This is a genomic window from Leptolyngbya sp. FACHB-711 (assembly GCF_014695615.1).
Lineage (GTDB): Bacteria > Cyanobacteriota > Cyanobacteriia > Elainellales > Elainellaceae > Leptolyngbya_A.
Window position 1 is genome coordinate 1 of sequence record NZ_JACJOR010000406.1, and the last position, 20412, is coordinate 20412.

The following is a 20412-nucleotide window of genomic DNA, read 5'->3' on the forward strand; positions in this document are numbered from 1 at the left end:
CATTGCGGTCAACACCCGTGGTCTGCGAGAAATTATCGAAAACGCCTGTTCCGGCGAAGCAACCCTGGTGGCACTGCAAGAAATGAAAGCGGCTGCGCTGGGCTATCTGCGTCAGGATGAGGCGGGTTTGGCGATCGTGACTCAGTACTTCGATGTATTGATCAACGAATTCAAAGCCCCTACGCCTTCTAACAAGGTGCGTCAGCGTCCGTCGGGCGATCAACAGGGCTTGGAACTGCCGCAAATCTACTTCAACGCGGCAGAGCGTCGTCCCAAATACGCGATGAAGCCGGGATTGTCGGCAACTGAGAAGAACGATGTGGTGAAAGCCGCTTATCGTCAGGTGTTCGAGCGGGATATTACGCGGGCTTACTCGCTGAACATTTCCTATCTGGAATCGCAGGTGAAAAACGGCGATATCTCGATGAAAGGGTTCATCCGCCGCTTGGGTAAATCGCCCCTCTACCGCAAGAACTTCTACGAGCCGTACATTAATAGCCGAGCATTGGAACTGGCATTCCGTCACTTCCTGGGTCGCGGTCCGTCTTCGCGGGAAGAGGTGCAGAAGTATTTTGCGATCGTCTCCAACGGTGGTCTGCCTGCTCTGGTGGATGCCTTGGTCGATTCGCAAGAGTACTCGGATTACTTCGGTGAGGAAACCGTTCCTTATCTGCGCGGTCTAGGTCAGGAAGCGCAGGAGTGCCGCAACTGGGGTCCGCAGCAAGACCTGTTTAACTACAGCGCACCCTTCCGCAAGGTTCCGCAGTTCCTCACAACCTTTGCGCGGTACAATCAACCCCTGCCCGACCAGCACGTTTACGGCTCCGGCAACGATCCGCTGGAAATTCAGTTCGGTGCGATCTTCCCGAAAGAAACCCGTAACCCCAGCACCAGCCCTGCTCCATTTGGTAAAGACACCCGCCGGATTCTGATCAATCGCGGTCCAGGCATCAACAACCAGGTGAGCAATCCGAGGGCGCAAGGCATCGCTCCGGGAACGCTGGGTCCCAAGGTGTTCAAGCTGGATCAAATTCCCAGCTACACCGGAACTTTTGCGAAGCGAGGCAGCGGCACTCAGGGCATCAGCACCAAGTTCTCGGAAAGCTCGACCCAGAAGGTGATCAAAGCGGCTTATCTGCAAGTCTTTGGGCGCGATGTCTACGAAGGACAGCGGTTGAAAGTTTCAGAAATCAAGCTGGAGAACGGCGAGATTACGGTGCGGGAGTTTATTCGTCAGTTGGCGAAGTCTGACCTGTTCCGTAAGCTCTACTGGACTTCGCTGTACGTCACCAAGTCTGTGGAATACATCCACCGTCGTTTGCTGGGTCGCCCCACCTACGGTCGTCAGGAAATCAACAGCTACTTTGATCTGTGCGCGAAGAAAGGCTTCTATGCCCTGATCGACGCGATTATCGACAGTGAAGAGTACAACAAGGCGTTTGGCGAAGACACTATTCCCTACGAGCGGTATCTGACTCCGGGCGGTCTGGCACTACGAACCAACCGGGTGGGCAGCATCAGCGACAAAGCAACGCGAATTGACGTTGAAGAAACGCCGAAGTTTGTCGAAATGGGTGCGGTGAAGGAAACCCGTACCGAACCCGACGTGCAGTTCCGCGTCAGCCAGGGGGTCAGCAAGCGGCGTGAGCAAACCAAGACCTTTAAGCTCACCACCCTTGATCCGACTGCGACAAACACCGTGATCCGGGCAGCCTACCGCCATATTTTTGAGCGCGATATCGAACCGTACGTCGCACAAAATGAGTTCACGGCACTGGAAAGCAAGCTGACCAACGGCGAGATTAACCTGAAGGAGTTTATCGAAGCTCTCGGTATGTCTCGGCTATACATTAAAGAGTTCTACGCGCCGTACCCGAATACGAAGGTGATCGAACTGGGAACCAAGCACTTCCTCGGACGTGCCCCGATCGATCAAGTCGAGATTCGCAAGTACAACAAGATCCTGGCTTCGGAAGGTCTGGCTGCGTTCATTCGCTCGATGACCAATAGCCCAGAATACGCAGAAAACTTCGGCGAAGACACGGTTCCGTACCGCCGCTTCCCGTCACTGCCTGCCGCCAACTTCCCGAACACGCAGAAGCTTTATAACCAGCTCACCAAGCAAAATGATGATCTGGTTGTGCCTAGCTTTGAGCCAGTGAAGACTCGGATGGACATCACAAAGATGCCGCTGATGAGCAAGGCGATGGCTGATCTGGAGAAGCAGGCGCGCCAGCCCGACCTCAGCAAACCGAGATTTGTGGAACTGGGTCGATCGTTTAGCAACGGCAACGGTCAATCCGTCGAAGTGGGCGTAGGAACGGCTCGCCGTAAACCCTCCCGCATCTTCCGCCTGAACCCAGAAACTAGCGGCTCTGAGAAGGAACTGGTAATCAACGCGCTCTATGTGCAGGTGATGGATGTGTTTAGCGGTCAGGTGCCGTCCGAAATCCGTCGCTCTGACCTGGAAAGCAGGCTGAAGAACGGTGAAATCTCGGTGCGCGAGTTTGTCAAGTCTCTGGCTAGCTCGGACATCTATGTACGCCGCTTCTACACCCCGTACCCCAATACGAAGGTGATTGAGTTCCTGTTCCGTCACCTGCTGGGACGCGCTCCGGCAACCCAGGCTGAGATCCGCGAGTACAACAAGATTCTGGCGGATCAGGGTCTACGGGCTGCGGTAGACACAATGGTTAACAGCGCAGAGTACAGCCGCTACTTCGGTGAAGACGTGGTTCCGTACAAGCGGTATCCGTCACTACCTGCCGGAAACTACATTGGTAGTGTGAAGGCAGAAGAGGATCTGGTGAAACAGTCCTGGTCAGGCTACTCGCCTTCCTATCTCACCGGACGGAGCTAAATAGTTGCGCTAACAAGAGCTAAACGGTAGAAGGTTCTGAGTCTCATCGTCCCTTGATTGGCATCTGCGATCAAGGGACTTTTTGTTGGAGCTTGACTTTTTGTTAAAGGATCTTTGAGGAGAAGGATGTTTGGAAGTGCAAACGCAAATAGCAAAATTCCCTCATCTATACAGACAAGGGAATAAAAACTTATAACAGTTCCCCGCAACGCCGTCTTACCTCAGTTTTTGACCTGGTATAAACCAGGTGGGAACTACTCGCCCAGTTTAAAGTTTCCGAGTACAAGCCCGGTCTACTGCCACTGGAACTCTTCGGCTCCCTTATTCAAAAAGCATAGATCATAAAACATTATTGGCAGTCACCAACGTTGCAGTAGAACCTTCCCTTATTCTAACGATCGATCGGCGATCGATCCACTAATCTTATAAGACTCAATCCAACTAAGCCGTTTCAATCCCCTTCCCCTTTAACTTAATTCCTCCCTGCACACTCCACAAACCCCGTTAAACGACCAACTTCCCCACTTACCTCCAAACGAACTACAAAACCCCTCCCCAGCCCTATTTCTTCATCTCTTCATTCCCCATCCGCCCCTCTACCCCCTGTCACCCACCCACCTTCACAGGCGATACTGGAATGAATCCTCCATTACAGTCCTGCAATCGTCCGGTTTGCAATACTATTTTGCGAAATCATTATCATTATGCTCAGGTATCCGTTCTCCAAAAAGAAAGCTCAAAGGGGTCAGACCAATCTGCTTCAGGAATCGCCTGACCTGGAAAAGTTGGCGCAGTCGCTTCAGCCAGTGCTTCAAGCTCAAATCATGGCGTCTCAGCTTCAGGTACGCTGTGCGATTCGGCAGAGAACGCTGTTTATTTTGATCGAACATCTGCTGCATGTTGAGCCAAGCCCCCAGCAGGTCTTTGTAGAGCTTGAAGCGATCGTTCGGAAAAATACGGCAGAGCACGTTCAAGACCCGTCTTTTGCAGCGATTCAAGGAACCAACTTACCTGTGCGGCTGTTTCTTCGGATTGCAGGGCACCAGCAACCTTATCAGTTTCATACGTTTTCGGTCAGTTTGATCTCAGTCGATCAGGGAAGGTCGATCGCTACCGAGAACGATCGCGGCATCCAGCAGATTTCTGCCTTTGTTGAGCCGTCTACTGTGCAAAGCAGGTCTTCTGACTCAGTAATCGAGGAAGGATTGGCAGCAGAAGCCGCACCCGTCAATGCATCAGGGGAAGCAACGACTGCCGTGGGTGAAGCAGCTCCCGAACCTGCGATCTCAAGCAATGAACCGATCGAACGATTAATCGCAGCAGCAGTTGAGGCTGTACCCGAAGTTAAATCCGAGGTTAAAGCAGTTGAGGCTGTACCCGAAGTTGAGATTGTACCCGAAGTTGAGGCTGGGTCAGAACCCGAGGTAGAATCTGTCGCGATCGAGTCTGCTGAGATTGAATCTGTCGAAGTGGATTCAGTAAAGGTTACCTCTGCGGAATTGGTTGGGCTGGCTGCGATCGAATTGATTGAAGTTGGGTCAGCCCATGTTGAACTCGAAGCTGAACCTGAGGCGACTGAAGCCCATTTAGTTGACGTTGAAGCTGAAGCGACTGAACCTGTTTCAGTTGAATTGATAGAGATCGATTTTGTTGATGTAGAACCTGTCCCGATCGAAACGATTGAAGCTGTTGCAACCGAACCTGTCGCGATCGGATCGATTGAAGACGATTTTGTTGACACTGTCCCTCAAGCGATTGAAGCTGGCTTAGTCGAACCTGTCTCAGTCGAGCCTGTCTCAGTCGAACCTGTCTCAGTGGAACCTGCCGAAGTTAATAGCACTGAAGTTGAGCCTGATGCCGAGGTTACGGTTTCCACGATACCGCCTGGAGCAGAGGTTGCTGAAGTCGAGTTAGTTGCAGATCAAGAATTGATATCGATCGAACCTGTCGCAGCAGTTCCTTCAGCGAGTGAACCACAGGAAATTATTGCAGCGGATGATATAGAAAGCGATCGACAATCTGAAGCGGCAGGAAGCGAACAAACTTATGCAGCGATCGAGTTCACTCATCCTGATCTTGATAGTTCTAATATTGCTAATATCGCTACGGATTTACAGCAGGATACTGCAATTTGTGAAGATCTTGACGAACCGTTCTTGGATGAAGTAACCGAAATTAAACCTGATACCGTTAACGCATCTGAGTACATATCTGAAAACGCTGAATTTGCAGCCGAGACCGAATTTCTACAGTCTGAATTTGGGGTGGAACTGGAATCCGATCGATCAAGTCTTGTTGAACCCATCTCAGAATTAATTTCGGAACCTATCTCTGGACCAATCTCAGAACCGATTGCGGAACCTATTTCTGAATCAGTCTCAGAATTAATTTTAGAATCTCCGGTTGAGGCATCTGTAGATGAGCTGACCGAAACAGAACTCCAGGAATTGGAATCATCTGTCGCCTTGTCTGAGGAGTTTTCCTTAGTACCAGAGCCATTAGCACCAGAGCCATTAGTACCAGAGCCGATCGAGCCTGTGGTTTTGCAAGCTGCTGAGCCTGCACTTCCAGAAGCGAGATTAGTAGAAACAGAAGCCTTTGAGCCTCGTTTGCCTGACAAGGCGGATGAGCCGCAGGACAGAGCGCAAACGATCGACGAGGAGAACGAGAATCAATTTGCTGAGCAATCTTTAGAATTACCAACTGAATCGATCGCTGCTTTATCAATCGATCAAGCAAATGATCAAGCAACTAATTTATTTGCAGACGAATTCTCTGATGAGTTTATTACTCCATCGACCGACAGACCAGAGACACTATCAGATAGTTTGTCTGAACAATTAGGGAGACTAGAACACCAGGAACCAGAGATTGCTCCAGAAACCATTGCGATACCAGAGACAGCAGAGCCGTACTCGATCGATTCTTCTGCAACCGTTGCCTTTATAGAAGACACTGCTTTGCCGCAAGCGGATACGCCTTCTGCGATCGAATCAGAAATTCAAGAAGATATTTCCCAAGAAGATATCTTGCAGGAAGATATTCCTCAAGATGATCTTTTCCAAGAAGAAGTAATTCAGGAGAACGTTTCTCAGGAAAATATCTCGCGGAATGCGGTTGATGATAGAGCTGAGAATTATATCGATGAAAATTATCAATCTCAAAGTTCTGCACAAGTTGTTAGTCCAATTGTTAGCTCAATTGTTAGCCCAAATTCCACGTCACCAGATTTTGCGGCGGTAAACGACCCAGCCCCGAACCGGGCCGCTGCCGAGACAAGCCCTGAAACCAAAGGCCTCTCTTTCTCGGAAGTGTTAGAGCTAGAAGCGTGGAGCGATCGGCAATCGTTTCTAAGGCGGATGTCGATTTCTGCCTGGATTTTTGCAGGCACTGTGGGAGTGTTTGGCGTTGTGACAGGCATTTACGCACTGACTCGTCCCTGTGTGATTGGAGGCTGTCTACCGGTTGAGCAGGCACAGCAAATCAGCGATCGGGCACTGAATACGATCCAAACCACTGAGTCTGCCCTGGCGATCGTGGATGCCCATAATCAACTTCGGGAAGTTAATGCGCTGCTGAGCCCGATTCCGTTTTGGTCGCCGCACTACGAGTCTGCTCAGCAAATTATGAAGGTGAGCGAAGCCAGAGCCAGCCGAGTTGCCCAGATTGTGAACGCGCTTGAGAAGGCAAACGCAGCAGCCCAGAAAAGCCTGAATCCGCCGCATCCGCTGGCGCAGTGGCGTGAGATCCAGTGGCTCTGGCGGGATGCGATCGCCGCTCTGCAAAAAATTCCGCCGGATAGTCCTGTCTACGACCTGGCACAGCGCAGGCTTCAGGAATATGAGACCAGTTTAAATGGCATCAATCAGCGGGTCGCGACCGAGCAGAACGCCCAGGAGCGGGTGAATGCAGCTCGTAGAACGGCAGAAGTGGCAGAGGCACAGGCAGGCATTGCAAAATCTGCTCAGGATTGGCAGCAGTCTTACGCCGCATGGCAGGCAGCTGTGAAGGTTCTCGATCAAATTCCGCAGGGAACGGCAGCGTATGCTGAAGCCGAGCAGCTTCTCGCACTGTATCAGCCGCGCTTGCAGGAAGCCAACCAGCGCCAAGGGCAAGAGACGATCGCCGAAAATGCCCTGCGTCAAGCCAATCAGTTGGCAGAGCAAGCCCGCAGCCTGGAGCAGCAAAACCAGTGGATCGAAGCAAAAACGATATGGCAGCAGGCAGTTACCAATCTTCAGCGGATTCCTCAAGGGAGCGTTTACTCGATGCAGGTGCAGTCTACGCTTCAGTCCTACACCGCAGCAATGACTCAAGCAGAAAAGAATGCCGCCCGTCTCACGGCAATGCAGGCTGTCCAGCCAGATCTCGATCGTACCTGTGCCGGGATGGTTCCACTTTGCACCTATTCCTTCGCGCCGCAGGCAATTCGGGTGCAGATTACCCGCAGCTACGACCAGGCGACCGAGCGCGTGATGACTTCCACTCAGAGCGGTTCGATGCAGGCAGTGATCACCACTCAGGTGAACAATCTGCTGCGATCGCTTGCTGCCATCAGCGAAACGGCTAAAGTGCCGATCGAACTTTACAATGCAGACGGCTCCCGTTTTGGAACCTACTCCCCGGAAGCCTCTGGATTTGTGGCGCAGTAAGGCAACTAGCTCAGCAAGTTGGGCTGAAACGCCTTATCCACATGGCTGAGAATTTTCTCAATCCGGTTCTCCCAGGAAAATTGCTGCACAAAGTTAATGCTGTGGGCATAGCCTTCGAGCTTCCGGGGATAGACTGCCAGCGTATGAGCAATGCAGTTGACCAGCGCAAAGGGACAGTCGGGCGCACACCAGCCTGCGATGATGCCAGCCAATTGAAACAATCGCAGCGGGGGAATCTCAGTCGCGACGATCGGCGTACCGGAGGCTAAATAGTCAAAAAACTTGAGCGGAGAGGTGAAGGAAGCTTCTTCGCCCGATCGATGGGGATGCAGCAGGACATCAGCGGCTTGAAGCAGGCTGGCAAGCTGGTCGTGCAGCACATAGCCCAGAAAAGTCACGTTTTGCAGTCCCAGCTCGATCGATCGCTGCTGATAGCTTTGCACTTTTGCCTCAGACCCGCCCGCAAACGCAAACCTAACCTGGGGCATCTCCTTTGCGACCTCCAGCAGCAGATCTACGCCCTTAAACGCATTCAGCCCGCCAGAATAGACTGCCAGAGAAGTGCAATCGCCTAAAAGCTGCTGTCGCCATTGTGCCGCTGCATCGGGTTGTCGGGTGGCAAAAGACTGGTTAAATCCGTTGTGAAGTTGAATTACTTTATCTGGCGGCATTCCTTGAGCGATCATGCTTTCCCGTACTGGATCGGCAACCGTGACCGCAAGCTGAAACATCGGATGATGGACGATTTCCGGTTCAAACTGTTTCTGCTCATGGTGATGATGCTCATAAATTGCAGGAATCCTATTTTGAACGGCAGCTTTGATAAAATTCCAGTCGCGGCTATGAACAATCTGAACACGGGAACGAATATGAAACGGGAGATAATATTTTGAAACGATCGTACTCGGATGCGTCCATTTCGACTGACCTTTGAAGCGATCGGGAATCGGCAATCCGGCAACTTTTAGCCTGCGGTGCAAATTGTAAAACCGGGTCAGCTCCCCATCAGGAATCTGTGGACGAAAGGGCAGTAGCCAATCGATCGGCGAACTGATCTGGGGCTTCAGGTAAGTGAGAACAGCAGCATAGCCCAGATTTGCGGCAGCATTGGCACAGTTTGCCACCTGCACCAGATCGGCTCTGGGTTGAGGCAGTGTGTTGCGCGTAAAGAAAAGATAGTGTCGATTCATGAGTGTTCCTCGATCGCTTCAAGTTGCTTGACTAGATCCAGAGCTGACCGATAAGCCGTTTCGGTGTATTCCTGTTGTTCTTCGGGATACTGGACGACTTCATGCACAATCAGCCCTAACGAACCAATCACAATGTTGAGCAGCGATCGGATGTGATAAGAGAAATTCGCCGTTCGTTTGCGATGGTTGGGCTGCGAGAGTTCTGCAAACTGCTGGGCAAATTGCTCGGTAAACTGCATTTGACAGAGCCGAGCATAGTGACCCTGTTCTGCCAGCAACGATTGATGAGTGCCCAGTTCGACCAGTTTGCCCTGTTCTAAAACCGCAATTTGATCCGCCTTTTGCACGGTAGACAACCGATGGGCAATGATAATCGTGGTTCGGTCGCGGCTGAGTCGATCGATCGCTTCCTGCACCAGTTTTTCAGAAACGGTATCAAGGGCACTGGTCGCTTCATCTAGAATCAGAATCGGCGGATTTTGGAGCAGTGCTCTGGCAATGGCAATGCGCTGTCGCTGCCCCCCAGAAAGCATTACGCCCCGATCGCCAATCACCGTTTCAAACCCGTGCGGCAATTGCAGAATAAATTCTTCGGCGTTTGCCTGTTTTGCCGCAGCAATAATTTCATCATCGGTTGCAGCCGGACAGCCGTAGGCAATGTTGTCTCGCACCGAAGCGTTAAACAAAAACGTCTCCTGGCTCACAATGCCCATTGCCCGCCGCAGCGATTGATAGTCAAATTCGCGTAGGTCTTGCCCGTCTAGCAAAATGCAGCCCTCGCTGGGGTCGTAGAGTCGCGGCAATAAATCCACTAAGGTCGATTTTCCTGCCCCTGATGCTCCCACGATCGCCAGCGTCGTCCGACAGGGTAAATCAAGGTTGATATCGTGAAGAACGTATTTTTGTCGTCCTGGATAGATAAACGAAAGATTGCGAAGCTGAATTCCGGTTTGCAAAGTTTGGAACGGCAGCGTTCCGTTTTGCATAAATGGTTTATTATCACGACGGAGAAACTCGCTAGCAATTTCCAAACTGGGGGCAATACTTGCAAACTGACTGCGAGCGTTATTAAGCTGACCAATCAGGGGCAACGTCCGAAACAGCAAAAAAAGATAGGTGAGCAATACCGCAGAGAATGCCTCGAGCTGCGCTGCCAGAAAGGTACGCCCGATCGCCACAATTAGCAGCAGTGCAATTACGCCCGCCATTTCGTTCACAGGCTCAATCAGGGCAGAAACTGCCTGCGTTCGGAACTCTGCCTGCTCTCGATCGCGAATTAAACGAATCATTTTTTCATAGGCGGCGGGTTCGGTGGCAGTGGTGCGAACGAGCCGCATTCCAGACAGCAGTTCTAAAACACTGGTCGAATATTGCTTTGACGTATCCGAAAGCTGCTTGCCAAACTGCTTTGCTTGATGAATGCTCGACTGATTCACTAGCACAACGATCGCTAACAGCGCGGTTGAAGCCAGCGTTAACTGCCAGGACAGTGACACCAGCAATCCCACAAACACCAGCACCGTAATGACAACTGTGACCGATCGCGTAATGCTGCTAATTGCGCCTGCGGCACGAGAGACTTCGTTATTGAGCCGATTCACAATATCGCCAATTCCCGTGCGGCTAAAAAAATCAAGGTCAACTTCCAGCAAAAGCCGCAGTCCCTGCTCTCGCAAATCATTGGTGAGGATGCGCTTCAGGCTTCCGGCAACCAGCGCATTGCCATAGCCCGCCAGGTTTTTGAGCAGCAGCAGCAGGATAATTGCCCCCGCGAGCAGCGCGATACGAGGACGACCATCGATTTGAAATGGAGACAGCAGCATTCGCAGAACGGGCACTTCGCCCTCCAGCGCGATCGGCTGTCCCAGAAAGCTGAGCAGAACGGGCATGATCAGAGCGGTACTGACCCCGTTAAACACCGCACCCGAAAATCCCAGCCCAATATTAAGCAGGATCAGAACAGGGTGTCGGTGAACCAGGTACAGTAACAGTTGACGCGGAGAGCGGAAATTTGACATAGCATCAGGCAGCATATTCGATCGCGTGAAGCGTTTTCTTCCAGCAGGAAACGTTCTCCTGTAGAGTGCCCGAAGCGATCGGCTGTCCAACATCACAGGTGGAAGATTTGCAGTTCGCTAGGGCGATCGAAATGACTATTCTTCGATGCAAAAACATCGCGCAGCTTAACTTTCTACTCCTTTGGGGGTCTGTCTTTAGGAGCTAACAGAAGCTTGAAAAATTCTCTAGCCTTGTGAAGAGCAGTCAATCAAGCTTGAAGGAAAATTTTATGACCACGAGTGTTTCGCCGGACATGAACCGGAGTTCGAGGAATAGCCAGCTTTGGAGCGCAATTCTGCTGATCGCGCTGGGTCTAATTGCCATTATTCTGCCGCGTGTTTCAACGCTGGTCGCAGAAACCTGGATCTCCCTGATTCTGATTTCTTCGGGAGCCACCAAACTCTTTAACGCATTCCAGACTCGCCAGCAGGGCGGCTTTATCTGGAAATTGCTGCTGAGCATCCTGTACATCGGCACAGGGATCATGCTATTTGTGAATCCGTTCGGCGGTACGATTACGCTGACTCTGCTGCTGGGTAGCTTCCTGCTAACGGAAGGCACGTTTGAGCTGATTCTGGCATTCCGTGTACGTCCCCAAGAAGGCTGGACTTCGGTGCTGGGAAATGCACTTGTGACTCTAGCACTGGGAGCAATCGTCTGGTTCCAGTGGCCCTTCAACGCACCCTGGCTCTTGGGAACTGCCGTCGGCGCAAGCATTATTTCCACCGGACTTTCGCGTCTGCTGCTGGCTCAGAACTCGCAAGCAAAGATGGCTTCCTCGACGGGAACACCTGCCAATACTGCTTCCAACCCTTCAAGCTCCACCAACGATCCGGCGGCAACGGTGTAGGTTTCCTCTATTCCGCGGCGGTTCCTCGTTCTGTTAATAATCCCCTGTCTGCCGATCGATTCTGGGCAGCCGGGGGATTTGTTCTTGTAGGATGCCTGATTGATTTGTTTTGGAACAAAATGCAGGGACGAATCCAGGCAATATTGCTCTCTTCGGTGCGATTTCATACGCAATATCAGTATGTTAAGTTGTCCAGGATTTGCGATCTTGACGAGCAGGGGAGTTCCTGAGATGCAGAAGAGATGGTGGAAAGAAAGCGTCGTCTATCAAATCTATCCGCGCAGCTTTAAGGACAGTAATGGCGACGGGGTCGGCGATCTCCGGGGGATCATCAAGAAATTAGACTATGTGCAAAAGCTCGGTGTTGACGTGGTCTGGCTCTGTCCCGTTTATCAATCTCCTAACGATGACAATGGTTACGACATCAGCGACTATTACGACATCAACAACGAGTTTGGCACCCTGTCTGATTGGGAGGAGCTGCTCGCAGGATTGCACGATCGCGGCATCAAGCTAATGATGGACCTGGTGGTTAACCATACCTCCGACGAGCATTCCTGGTTTGTCGAAGCGCGCAAATCCAAGGACAATCCGTATCGGGATTACTATATTTGGCGATCGGGTAAGGAGGGTCGCGAACCCAATAACTGGGCGTCCTTTTTCGGTGGGTCAGCCTGGCAGTACGACGAGGCAACCGATGAGTATTACCTGCACCTGTTCTCTCGCAAGCAGCCCGATCTCAATTGGGAGAATCCGAAGCTGCGTGCCGAGATTTATACCATGATGCACTGGTGGCTGCGGAAAGGCATCGACGGCTTTCGCATGGATGTCATCAATGTGATCTCGAAAGTCCCTGGCTTGCCGGATGCTCCTGTAGTGACGAGCGATCGCTACCAATTTGGCGGACAGTATTTCGTCAACGGACCGCGTCTTCACGAGTTTCTGAGTGAAATGAAGCAGGAAGTGCTATCTCACTACGATATTGTCACCGTCGGCGAGACACCGATGCTGACCACCGAGCACGGCATTGCACTCACCCATGAGGAGACGGGGCATCTCAATATGCTGTTCCAGTTCGAGCACATGGTCATCGACGAAGACCCCAACAGTGCCTTACCGCACCGGAGCGTTCAGCCGTGGCGACTACACGATCTCAAGCAAGTGATGACACGGTGGCAAAAGGATTTGGAAAGGAAGGGCTGGAATAGCCAGTACCTCACGAACCACGACACCCCACGGGCAGTCTCTCGGTTTGGGGATGATGGTCAGTACCGGGTTGAGTCAGCCAAATTGCTCGCCACGTTTCTGCATCTGCTGCATGGCACGCCCTATGTCTATCAGGGCGAAGAGATCGGGATGACCAACGTCAGGTTTGAGTCGATCGAGGATTACCAGGACATTGAGACGCGCACGGTCTATCACGAGTTGGTGGAGGAAAAAGGCATTGCTCCCGATGCTGCAATGGAAATTATTTATGCCAGAAGCCGTGACAACTCACGCACACCGATGCAATGGGACGGCACCCTGTACGCTGGATTCACCACTGGCACTCCCTGGCTCAAGGTCAACCCCAACTACCGCGAGATCAATGTTCAACAAGCACTGACTGACCCAAACTCGATCTTTGCCTACTACCAGCAGCTCATCCGGTTACGCAAAGCTCATCCGGTCATCGTTTACGGCACGTATGACCTCATCCTGGAATCGCATGAGCAAGTTTATGCGTTCACGCGAACCCTGAAGGACGAGCGTTTGCTGGTTTTGCTGAATTTCACCCAAGACACGCCCGTTCTTACCCTGCCAGACGAAGTATCCTTTGACAGCCAGGAACTATTAATTAGCAACTATGGAATGAACAACGTAATGGACAATAATGAGGCAGAGGGGAGCGAGGAGATTCGCCAACTCACGCTGCGTCCTTTTGAGGCACGAGTGTACCGATTGCAGTAGTTTGCTGAGGAACGCGATCGATTGGGTGTCCGTCGCCTGAGAGCAAAAAACTTAGAGCAAGAAACAACGTTAAGCCCCAGAAGTTAAGCCCTAGAAAAAGAAGGGGATTCGATTAACGGTATAAGCTTTAAAGGATTTAGCGAAAGACAATCGAGTAATCCCACTATTCGTAATAGAAAAAATCCGATTACCTGCAGATTGCAGAGCCAAGAAAAGAGCTAGCCAAACAATTACAAATCTAAGCTGACGGAGTTCGTTACACAATGGACTCTTCTTATAAATTCCGACTAAGGTTATTCCGAAATATCTATCTTGGGATAGAAACAAAGCAAATATTCAAGATACGTAATACATAAAGGATTTACTTTTCTTAATGTATTGCTATATCCAATAGCAGAGGCGATCGCGCCGCAGAGCTTGATAGATCTAAAAGTCAAGTGAGGTTTGTATTTCTGAAAACAATCCTGCAATTCTCTTTGCAAACATTTGTGTTTCAGGAATTACGAAACGGTGGAAAAAAGGGCTTGCTTCTTTATTAGCACTCTTTTGTCCAATGATTGCATGGACAAGATGACTAAAACAAAGGGTAGTCAGCGTTGTCTTCTCTGAATTCTCCTCAGACATAGAGCAAGCTTCACAGTCTAGCAATCGAGAAGTTCAGGGTCATAAGCGCAAGGCGGAGGCAAACTCCAGCCGGGTCTTTTGCTTTCTGTGCTTTGTTCCTCGTTCTGTAAATCTCTCTGTAAATCTCTTTTCTCTCGAACTGTTCGATCTCGTTGTTTTTGTGCGAACTGTCAGCGAACAATGGCAAACCTGTTTTGTTTAGTTTCTTACTTAACTGTTTAGCCCCGTGACCCTAGCAATGATCGATGATTCAAACTTTTATAACCCATGAGTACTGATTCTTCAACTCACAACCTGCATCACTCTTTTAATCGCTGGTTGCTGCGTCGCTGGCGATTTCTTGCTACGGCGATCGTCGTTTGTCTAGGCGTGATTTTCTACAGTGTGATGGCACTGTCGCAGCAGCCAGTTCACATCGCAATGCTGATGACTGCACTGGACGTGGCACAGGAGCAACACATTATTGAGGCATTTGAAGCCCAAAATCCCGATATCAAAGTCGATGTGATCGAAGGTCCGAACGCCACGAATCTGGTCGAGGATTTGTACACATCCTCTTTCTTGCTGGGTAGCTCGCCTTATGATGCCGTGATTATGGATGTCGTCTGGCTACCTAAATTCGCTGCTGCGGGTTGGCTGATGGATTTGACCGATCGCATTCCAGAATCCGAGCTGAAAGACTTTATTCCCGAAACCGTGGAAGGGAGCCGCTACCAGGGAAGACTTTACCGAATGCCCTACCGCACCGACTCCGGGTTGCTTTATTACCGGGAAGACCTGTTGCAAGCGGCAGGCGCACAGCCCCCCGAAACCTTTGAAGACCTGATCAATATTTCCAAGCAAATTCAGCAGTCGCAGGGTGCAGACTGGGGCTACGTCTGGCAGGGACGGCAGTATGAAGGACTCGCTGCGATGTTTGTCGAGGTGCTGGAAGGCGCAGGTGGGTTCTGGGTCAATCCCCAAACCCTCGAAGTCGGACTCGATCGCCCCGAAACGCAGAAAGCCATTCAGTTCCTCAGAACAACGCTCGATCAGGGCATTTCCCCTCCTGGCGTCACGACTTATCAGGAAGAAGAAGCCCGCCGATTGTTTCAAAGCGGCCAGGCAGTGTTTATGCGGAACTGGCCCTACGCGCTGCCCCTCGCCGATGCTAACGACTCTGTGATCAAAGGCAAAGTTGGATTTAAGCCGATGGTTCACGCGCCGGGTCAATCCAGTGCCGGAGCATTGGGCGGCTGGGGGATTGGCATTGCCAAATCTTCTCCCCACCCTGAAGAAGCATTGCGGTTTGCTCAGTACTACGCCAGCGAAGAGGCACAGCGTAACCTGGTGCTGAAAAATGGCTATCTGCCCACCCGTCGATCGCTATACACTGATCCGCAGGTGGTAGAAAAATATCCTTACTTCCCCCGGATGCAAGCGGTAGCAGAAAGTGCAGCCCTGCGTCCGCCGATCGCCCAATATGCTCAGGCATCGGATATTCTTCAGCGATACCTGAGTGCTGCCCTGACGGGTCGAACCGATCCAGAACAAGCAATGCGTGATGCTGCCAAGGAGACGCGCAATTTGCTTCAACGCTACTCTGCCCGCTGAGCTGTATCCCATTAGGAGTCTTTCATGGCTGACACAATTCGTTCAAGAGAACAGCGCACGGGCTGGCTGCTGCTGCTTCCGGCAATGCTGGTGCTGCTGCTGGTTTATGCCTATCCGATCCTGCGATCGATCTGGCTAAGTCTGTTTACGCAAAACCTGGGAACGCAGCTACAGCCTGTGTTTACGGGATTGGACAACTACGGACGCATGGCACAAGACGGTCGCTTCTGGCAGACGATCGGCAATACAACGGTCTTTACCCTCTCGTCCCTGGTGCTGGAGCTGATTTTGGGGATGGCGATCGCGCTGGTGCTGAACCATGCCTTTCGGGGACGGAGTGCGGTGAGGACGATCGCGATTTTGCCCTGGGCACTGCCGACGGCTCTGATTGGCACGACCTGGGCATGGATTTTTAACGCCGAGTTTGGCGTCTGGAACGACATTCTGCTGCGGCTCGGCATTATCGATACGGGCGTCAACTGGCTGGGCAATCCGACCCTGGCGATGATGTGCGTGATTGCGGCGGATGTCTGGAAAACGACTCCGTTTATCTCGATTTTGCTGCTGGCAGGCTTGCAGTCGATTTCGGGCGACTTATATGAGGCTCATGCGATCGATGGTGCAACGGCATGGCAGAGCTTCCGCCAGATTACCCTGCCCCTGCTGATGCCCCAAATTCTGATTGCCGCGCTGTTTCGATTCGCTCAGGCGTTCGGCATTTTCGATTTGATTGCGGTGATGACAGGCGGTGGTCCTGGTGGCGCAACGGAAACGGTGTCAATTTACATCTACGCCACTATCATGCGCTATCTGGACTTTGGCTACGGCTCTGCGCTGGTCGTAGTGACCTTTGTGGTGCTGATTGCGGCAGTGGGGCTGGCTGCCTGGCTGCTTTCGAGAACTCGTACTGCTTTGAGAGGAGGTTAAGCCATGACGACGATTCAGCCGCCCGTTCGATCACAGGAAGCTCCACCCAGACAAACGCCCCAGAAGCGATCGGTTTCAATTCAAAATATTTTGTTTCTGATCGCCGTGCTGCTGGTGATTTTGTTTAGCCTTGCGCCGATTCTCTGGCAATTGCTCACCTCGTTTAAGGTGAATCAGGACATTGCCGCCATTCCAAACGTTTATTTTCCCAGTCGCTATACGCTTCAGCACTACATTGAGATTTTTAATCGCCGCCCGTTTTTGAACTATATGCTCAACAGCGCGTTTGTGGCGATCAGCTCCACGCTGCTCTGTCTGGCACTGGGCACACCTGCCGCTTATGCACTGGCACGACTGAAGGTCAAAGGCGAACGGATTATTCTGGCGATCGTCCTAATTGTGACGCTATTCCCCTACATTCTGCTGTTTATTGGTTTGTTAGAAATCGTTCGCACCTTTGGACTCGCGAATAACTATTTAGCGTTAATCATTCCGTACACGGCGATTAATATTCCGCTAACCATTCTGGTGATGCGAAGCTTCTTCCAGCAGTTGCCTCGCGATCTGGAAGACTCCGCTAAGGTAGACGGCTACAACACCTGGGGAATGCTGACGAAAATTCTGCTGCCCCTGACTACGCCTGCCCTTGTCACCACCGGAATTCTCGCCTTTATCGCCGCTTGGAACGAATTCATTTTTGCTCTCACGTTTATCACTCGTGAATCAATGAAAACGATTCCGGTTGCCGTTGCCCAGATTAGCGGAACCGCTGTATTCGAGATTCCCTATGGAGCATTAGCCGCTGCTACGGTGATTGGTACGCTGCCTCTCGTCGCCCTGGTGCTGCTGTTCCAGCGTCGAATTGTGCAGGGCTTAACCGCAGGCGCAGTCAAAGGCTAACGACTTACCCACTGATCTACTTACCCACTGAATCTACCCCACTTAACTCTCCCAACAAAACCATGCCAAAACTCGAACTCATTCACCTCAACAAAACCTACTCGCCTAAAGTCGTCCCCGTGCGCGATCTTAGCCTGGGCGTGGACAACGGCGAATTCCTCACACTGCTGGGTCCGTCGGGCTGCGGCAAATCCACGACGCTGCGAATGATCGCCGGACTGGAACAACCCACCCGCGGCGAAATTCGGATTGCCGATCGCAATGTCACAAATAAAGCAGCAGGCGATCGCAATATTGCAATGGTGTTCCAGAGCTACGCGCTGTATCCGCATATGAGCGTGTATGACAATATGGCTTCCGGGCTACGGCTGCGCCACATGAAGTCAGACGAAATTCGGCGGCGGATTCACGAAGTCAGCGGCTTCCTGGGTCTGGAAGAACTAATGGAGCGCAAACCGGGACAGCTCTCCGGCGGACAGCGGCAGCGCGTTGCCTTGGGACGAGCACTCGTACGCCAGCCCGACGTGTTTCTGCTCGATGAACCGCTCAGTAACCTAGATGCCCTGCTGCGGGAACAGGTGCGAGCCGAGCTAAAAGAAATTTTCACCTCGCTAAATACGCCCATAGTCTACGTGACCCACGACCAGACCGAAGCCATGACCCTGTCCACGCGAGTCGCCGTCCTGAATGGCGGCATTTTGCAGCAGCTTGACCCGCCCCGCCGCATCTACACCCATCCCGCAAACCGATTTGTAGCAGGCTTTATCGGCAGCCCGCAAATGAACCTGCTTGATCTGAAGTGCGACGGGCGATCGGCGGTCTTCGGCAACTATCACATTCCCCTGCCCGATGGCTTTGTGCCGCCGCCAGAAATCACGCTGGGCATCCGTCCAGAACACGTCCATCTTGCCGATTCTAATCAGCACAGTGCTTCGACGGTGCAGGGCAGAGTCGTGCTGTCGGAAAACCTGGGCATGAGCGAACTGATTACCGTCCGAGTCAGAGGCGCAGAAACGATGATCTTCCGTGCTTTGATTTCCAGCGACAACCCCTTCCGGGGCGAAGAAATCACCCTCACCCTGCCGCCCGAACACATCCACTGGTTCAATACCCAAACGGGGGAACGTCTCCCCGCTAAAGTGCTTCAGTCTGTGGGCGATCGAAATCATCTGGGGTAAGCCCCAGTAAGCGTTAGTTTGAGAAGTCGCCAATGCCCTAGATTACCTCCTGAACCCCCTCCCCCATCCACTCACCACCCCTCTACCCCTCCACCTCTCCAGCCCCCTGGAGTTTTTTTTGCATTTCCGGGAACGCTTTGGAATCGATCGCAGTCCTGTGGAGGGTAGGCGAAAAGAATGCAATTGAGCCATGCGAATGAGTACCCCTTCGGGTTATTGATTCGTGAAGGTTTGCAGTGAAGGGAGACGGGTATGATTAACTGGATTGCGCTGGGTCTAAGCTTGTTTAGCGGTGGTACGATCGGCGGCATTAAAATTGGGGATGTCGTCAATGGCGTGAAGTTTATTGGGGATGTCTTTGGCTTTAATAGCAATGAAAACAAAAACATTCTGGAAGATCCTAGTTTTGGCAGTAACCTGCTAGGAAATCTGTTTAATACTCTCAGCAGCAGCAACTTTTTAGGCGGCATTGATCTGGGAGATATTTTCACCTCAACGATCGGCGGAGGCACTTCTGGCTCATCGGGTTCAGGCAACAGAGGCTTTAACTTAGGTAATATCTTTTCGGGCTTAGGCAATAATAGTTCCTTTGATTCGATCAATCTGGGAAGCTTGCTGAATACGATCGTAGGTTCAGGTTCTTCGAGTTCAGTGAATAGCTCTTCTCTGGGCGATCTGTTTGATAACCTGGGCAGCCTGTTTGGCAATATTGATCTCGGTGATCTGTTTGGTGGGCTAGATGACGATTACTATTACGTTTTTAGCCCCATGCCTATTACCAATCTCTTCCAGAACTTGAGCGGTAACGATGTTCTCAGTCGCCCTGCTAGCAAGTTTGATGAAGTTGATTTATTAGACGGCTTGGGCACATTTTTAAACGTGCTGGGTGAAGCAAATGTCCTGAATGGAATGGGCGTGCAGGATGTGACACGCGGCAATGTCGTGAACGATGCGCTGACGGGTAAAGCGAACAACGATCTGCTGATTGGCCTAAACGGCAACGATCGCCTTGCGGGTGCACTCGGTCGCGATATCCTTAACGGCGGTGAAGGAGACGATCGCTTGAATGGCGGTGATAGCGATGATGTCCTCGTAGGTCGCCTTGGCAAGGATATGCTGATGGGCGGTCGCGGCAAGGATGTGCTGATGGGCAACGAAGGCGCAGATATAATGAGCGGTGAGCGGGGCAGTGACCTGTTTGTGCTGGACTACAAGTACGGCATGAAAGACAGCACCGACCTCATCCAGGACTTCAAGAAAGGCATCGACCTGCTGGGATTGCCCAAGGAAATCAACTTCAAGCGGCTGAAAATTACTCAAAAAGAAGACGATACGGTAATTAGCCTGGGTCGGACTTCGATCGCTGTTCTGAAAAATGTGGATGCCGATCGCATTGGCGCATCTGACTTTCTCAGCTTGGTGCAGCAGTCAGATCGCTAAAAGGTTTCAGGCTTGCTTCAGCTAGTGGATTCCAGACTTCTCAACTCCTAAAGCTTTTTAACTCCTAAGGCTTTTTAACTCCTAAAGTTTGCGGGCAAAGTTTGTAGAGGGTAACGTTCAGGGTGCATCTTTATCTAAGTATTATCTGAATATTGCACGACAATCTTATTTTCTTATCGTTTCATTTCTG

The 20412-nt window shown here is 51.5% G+C and carries 12 protein-coding genes and 1 other RNA gene; 9 read left to right on the forward strand and 4 right to left on the reverse strand.

Translation table 11 applies throughout. The features are described from left to right. On the forward strand, positions 1–2860 hold a 2860-nt coding region (locus H6F80_RS17380), incomplete at its 5' end, for a phycobilisome rod-core linker polypeptide (protein ID WP_190792784.1). A gap of 197 nt (positions 2861–3057) precedes the next feature. Here the strand turns inward: H6F80_RS17380 and ssrS are convergent. Then, a non-coding RNA gene (gene ssrS, locus H6F80_RS17385) (6S RNA) lies at positions 3058–3240 on the reverse strand. Positions 3241–3564: 324 nt separating this feature from the next. Between ssrS and H6F80_RS17390 the strand changes: the two genes are divergently transcribed. Continuing rightward, positions 3565–7512, forward strand: a complete 3948-nt coding sequence (locus H6F80_RS17390; protein WP_190792785.1) for a hypothetical protein — start codon at positions 3565–3567, stop codon at positions 7510–7512. A gap of 5 nt (positions 7513–7517) precedes the next feature. Here H6F80_RS17390 and H6F80_RS17395 read toward each other — a convergent pair whose 3' ends face one another. Then, complete coding sequence (locus H6F80_RS17395) at positions 7518–8702, reverse strand: glycosyltransferase (protein ID WP_190792786.1); 1185 nt, start codon at positions 8700–8702, stop codon at positions 7518–7520. Next, on the reverse strand, positions 8699–10813 hold the full coding sequence (locus H6F80_RS17400) for an ABC transporter ATP-binding protein (protein ID WP_242067420.1): 2115 nt from the start codon (positions 10811–10813) through the stop codon (positions 8699–8701). Before H6F80_RS17400 ends, H6F80_RS17395 begins: the two co-directional genes overlap by 4 nt. A gap of 176 nt (positions 10814–10989) precedes the next feature. Between H6F80_RS17400 and H6F80_RS17405 the strand changes: the two genes are divergently transcribed. Both H6F80_RS17405 and H6F80_RS17410 read left to right on the forward strand, forming a co-directional pair. Then, the gene (locus H6F80_RS17405; protein WP_190792787.1) at positions 10990–11610 is read left to right on the forward strand and encodes an HdeD family acid-resistance protein; all 621 of its coding nucleotides are present in this window, start codon (positions 10990–10992) and stop codon (positions 11608–11610) included. A 231-nt stretch (positions 11611–11841) separates the two neighbouring features. Further along, the gene (locus tag H6F80_RS17410) at positions 11842–13560 is read left to right on the forward strand and encodes a glycoside hydrolase family 13 protein (protein WP_190792788.1); all 1719 of its coding nucleotides are present in this window, start codon (positions 11842–11844) and stop codon (positions 13558–13560) included. A gap of 426 nt (positions 13561–13986) precedes the next feature. Here H6F80_RS17410 and H6F80_RS17415 read toward each other — a convergent pair whose 3' ends face one another. Next, positions 13987–14184, reverse strand: a complete 198-nt coding sequence (locus tag H6F80_RS17415; RefSeq protein WP_190792789.1) for a hypothetical protein — start codon at positions 14182–14184, stop codon at positions 13987–13989. Between the two features lie 267 nt (positions 14185–14451). On the opposite strand from H6F80_RS17415, the gene H6F80_RS17420 reads away from it, so the two are divergent. The 5 genes from H6F80_RS17420 to H6F80_RS17440 all read left to right on the forward strand — a co-directional run bounded on the left by H6F80_RS17420 (position 14452) and on the right by H6F80_RS17440 (position 20222). Then, positions 14452–15777 carry an ABC transporter substrate-binding protein gene (locus H6F80_RS17420; protein WP_190792790.1) on the forward strand — a complete coding sequence of 442 codons (1326 nt, stop codon included), beginning with the start codon at positions 14452–14454 and terminating at the stop codon, positions 15775–15777. 24 nt (positions 15778–15801) lie between these two features. Then, a complete protein-coding gene (locus H6F80_RS17425; RefSeq protein WP_190792791.1) occupies positions 15802–16704 on the forward strand; it encodes a carbohydrate ABC transporter permease in 903 nt (300 codons plus the stop codon). A gap of 3 nt (positions 16705–16707) precedes the next feature. After that, entirely contained in the window at positions 16708–17604 is an 897-nt protein-coding gene (locus tag H6F80_RS17430; protein ID WP_190792792.1) for a carbohydrate ABC transporter permease, read from the forward strand. Between the two features lie 62 nt (positions 17605–17666). Beyond that, complete coding sequence (locus H6F80_RS17435) at positions 17667–18782, forward strand: ABC transporter ATP-binding protein (RefSeq protein ID WP_190792793.1); 1116 nt, start codon at positions 17667–17669, stop codon at positions 18780–18782. 252 nt (positions 18783–19034) lie between these two features. After that, complete coding sequence (locus tag H6F80_RS17440) at positions 19035–20222, forward strand: calcium-binding protein (RefSeq protein ID WP_190792794.1); 1188 nt, start codon at positions 19035–19037, stop codon at positions 20220–20222. The last annotated feature ends 190 nt before the right edge of the window (positions 20223–20412 follow it).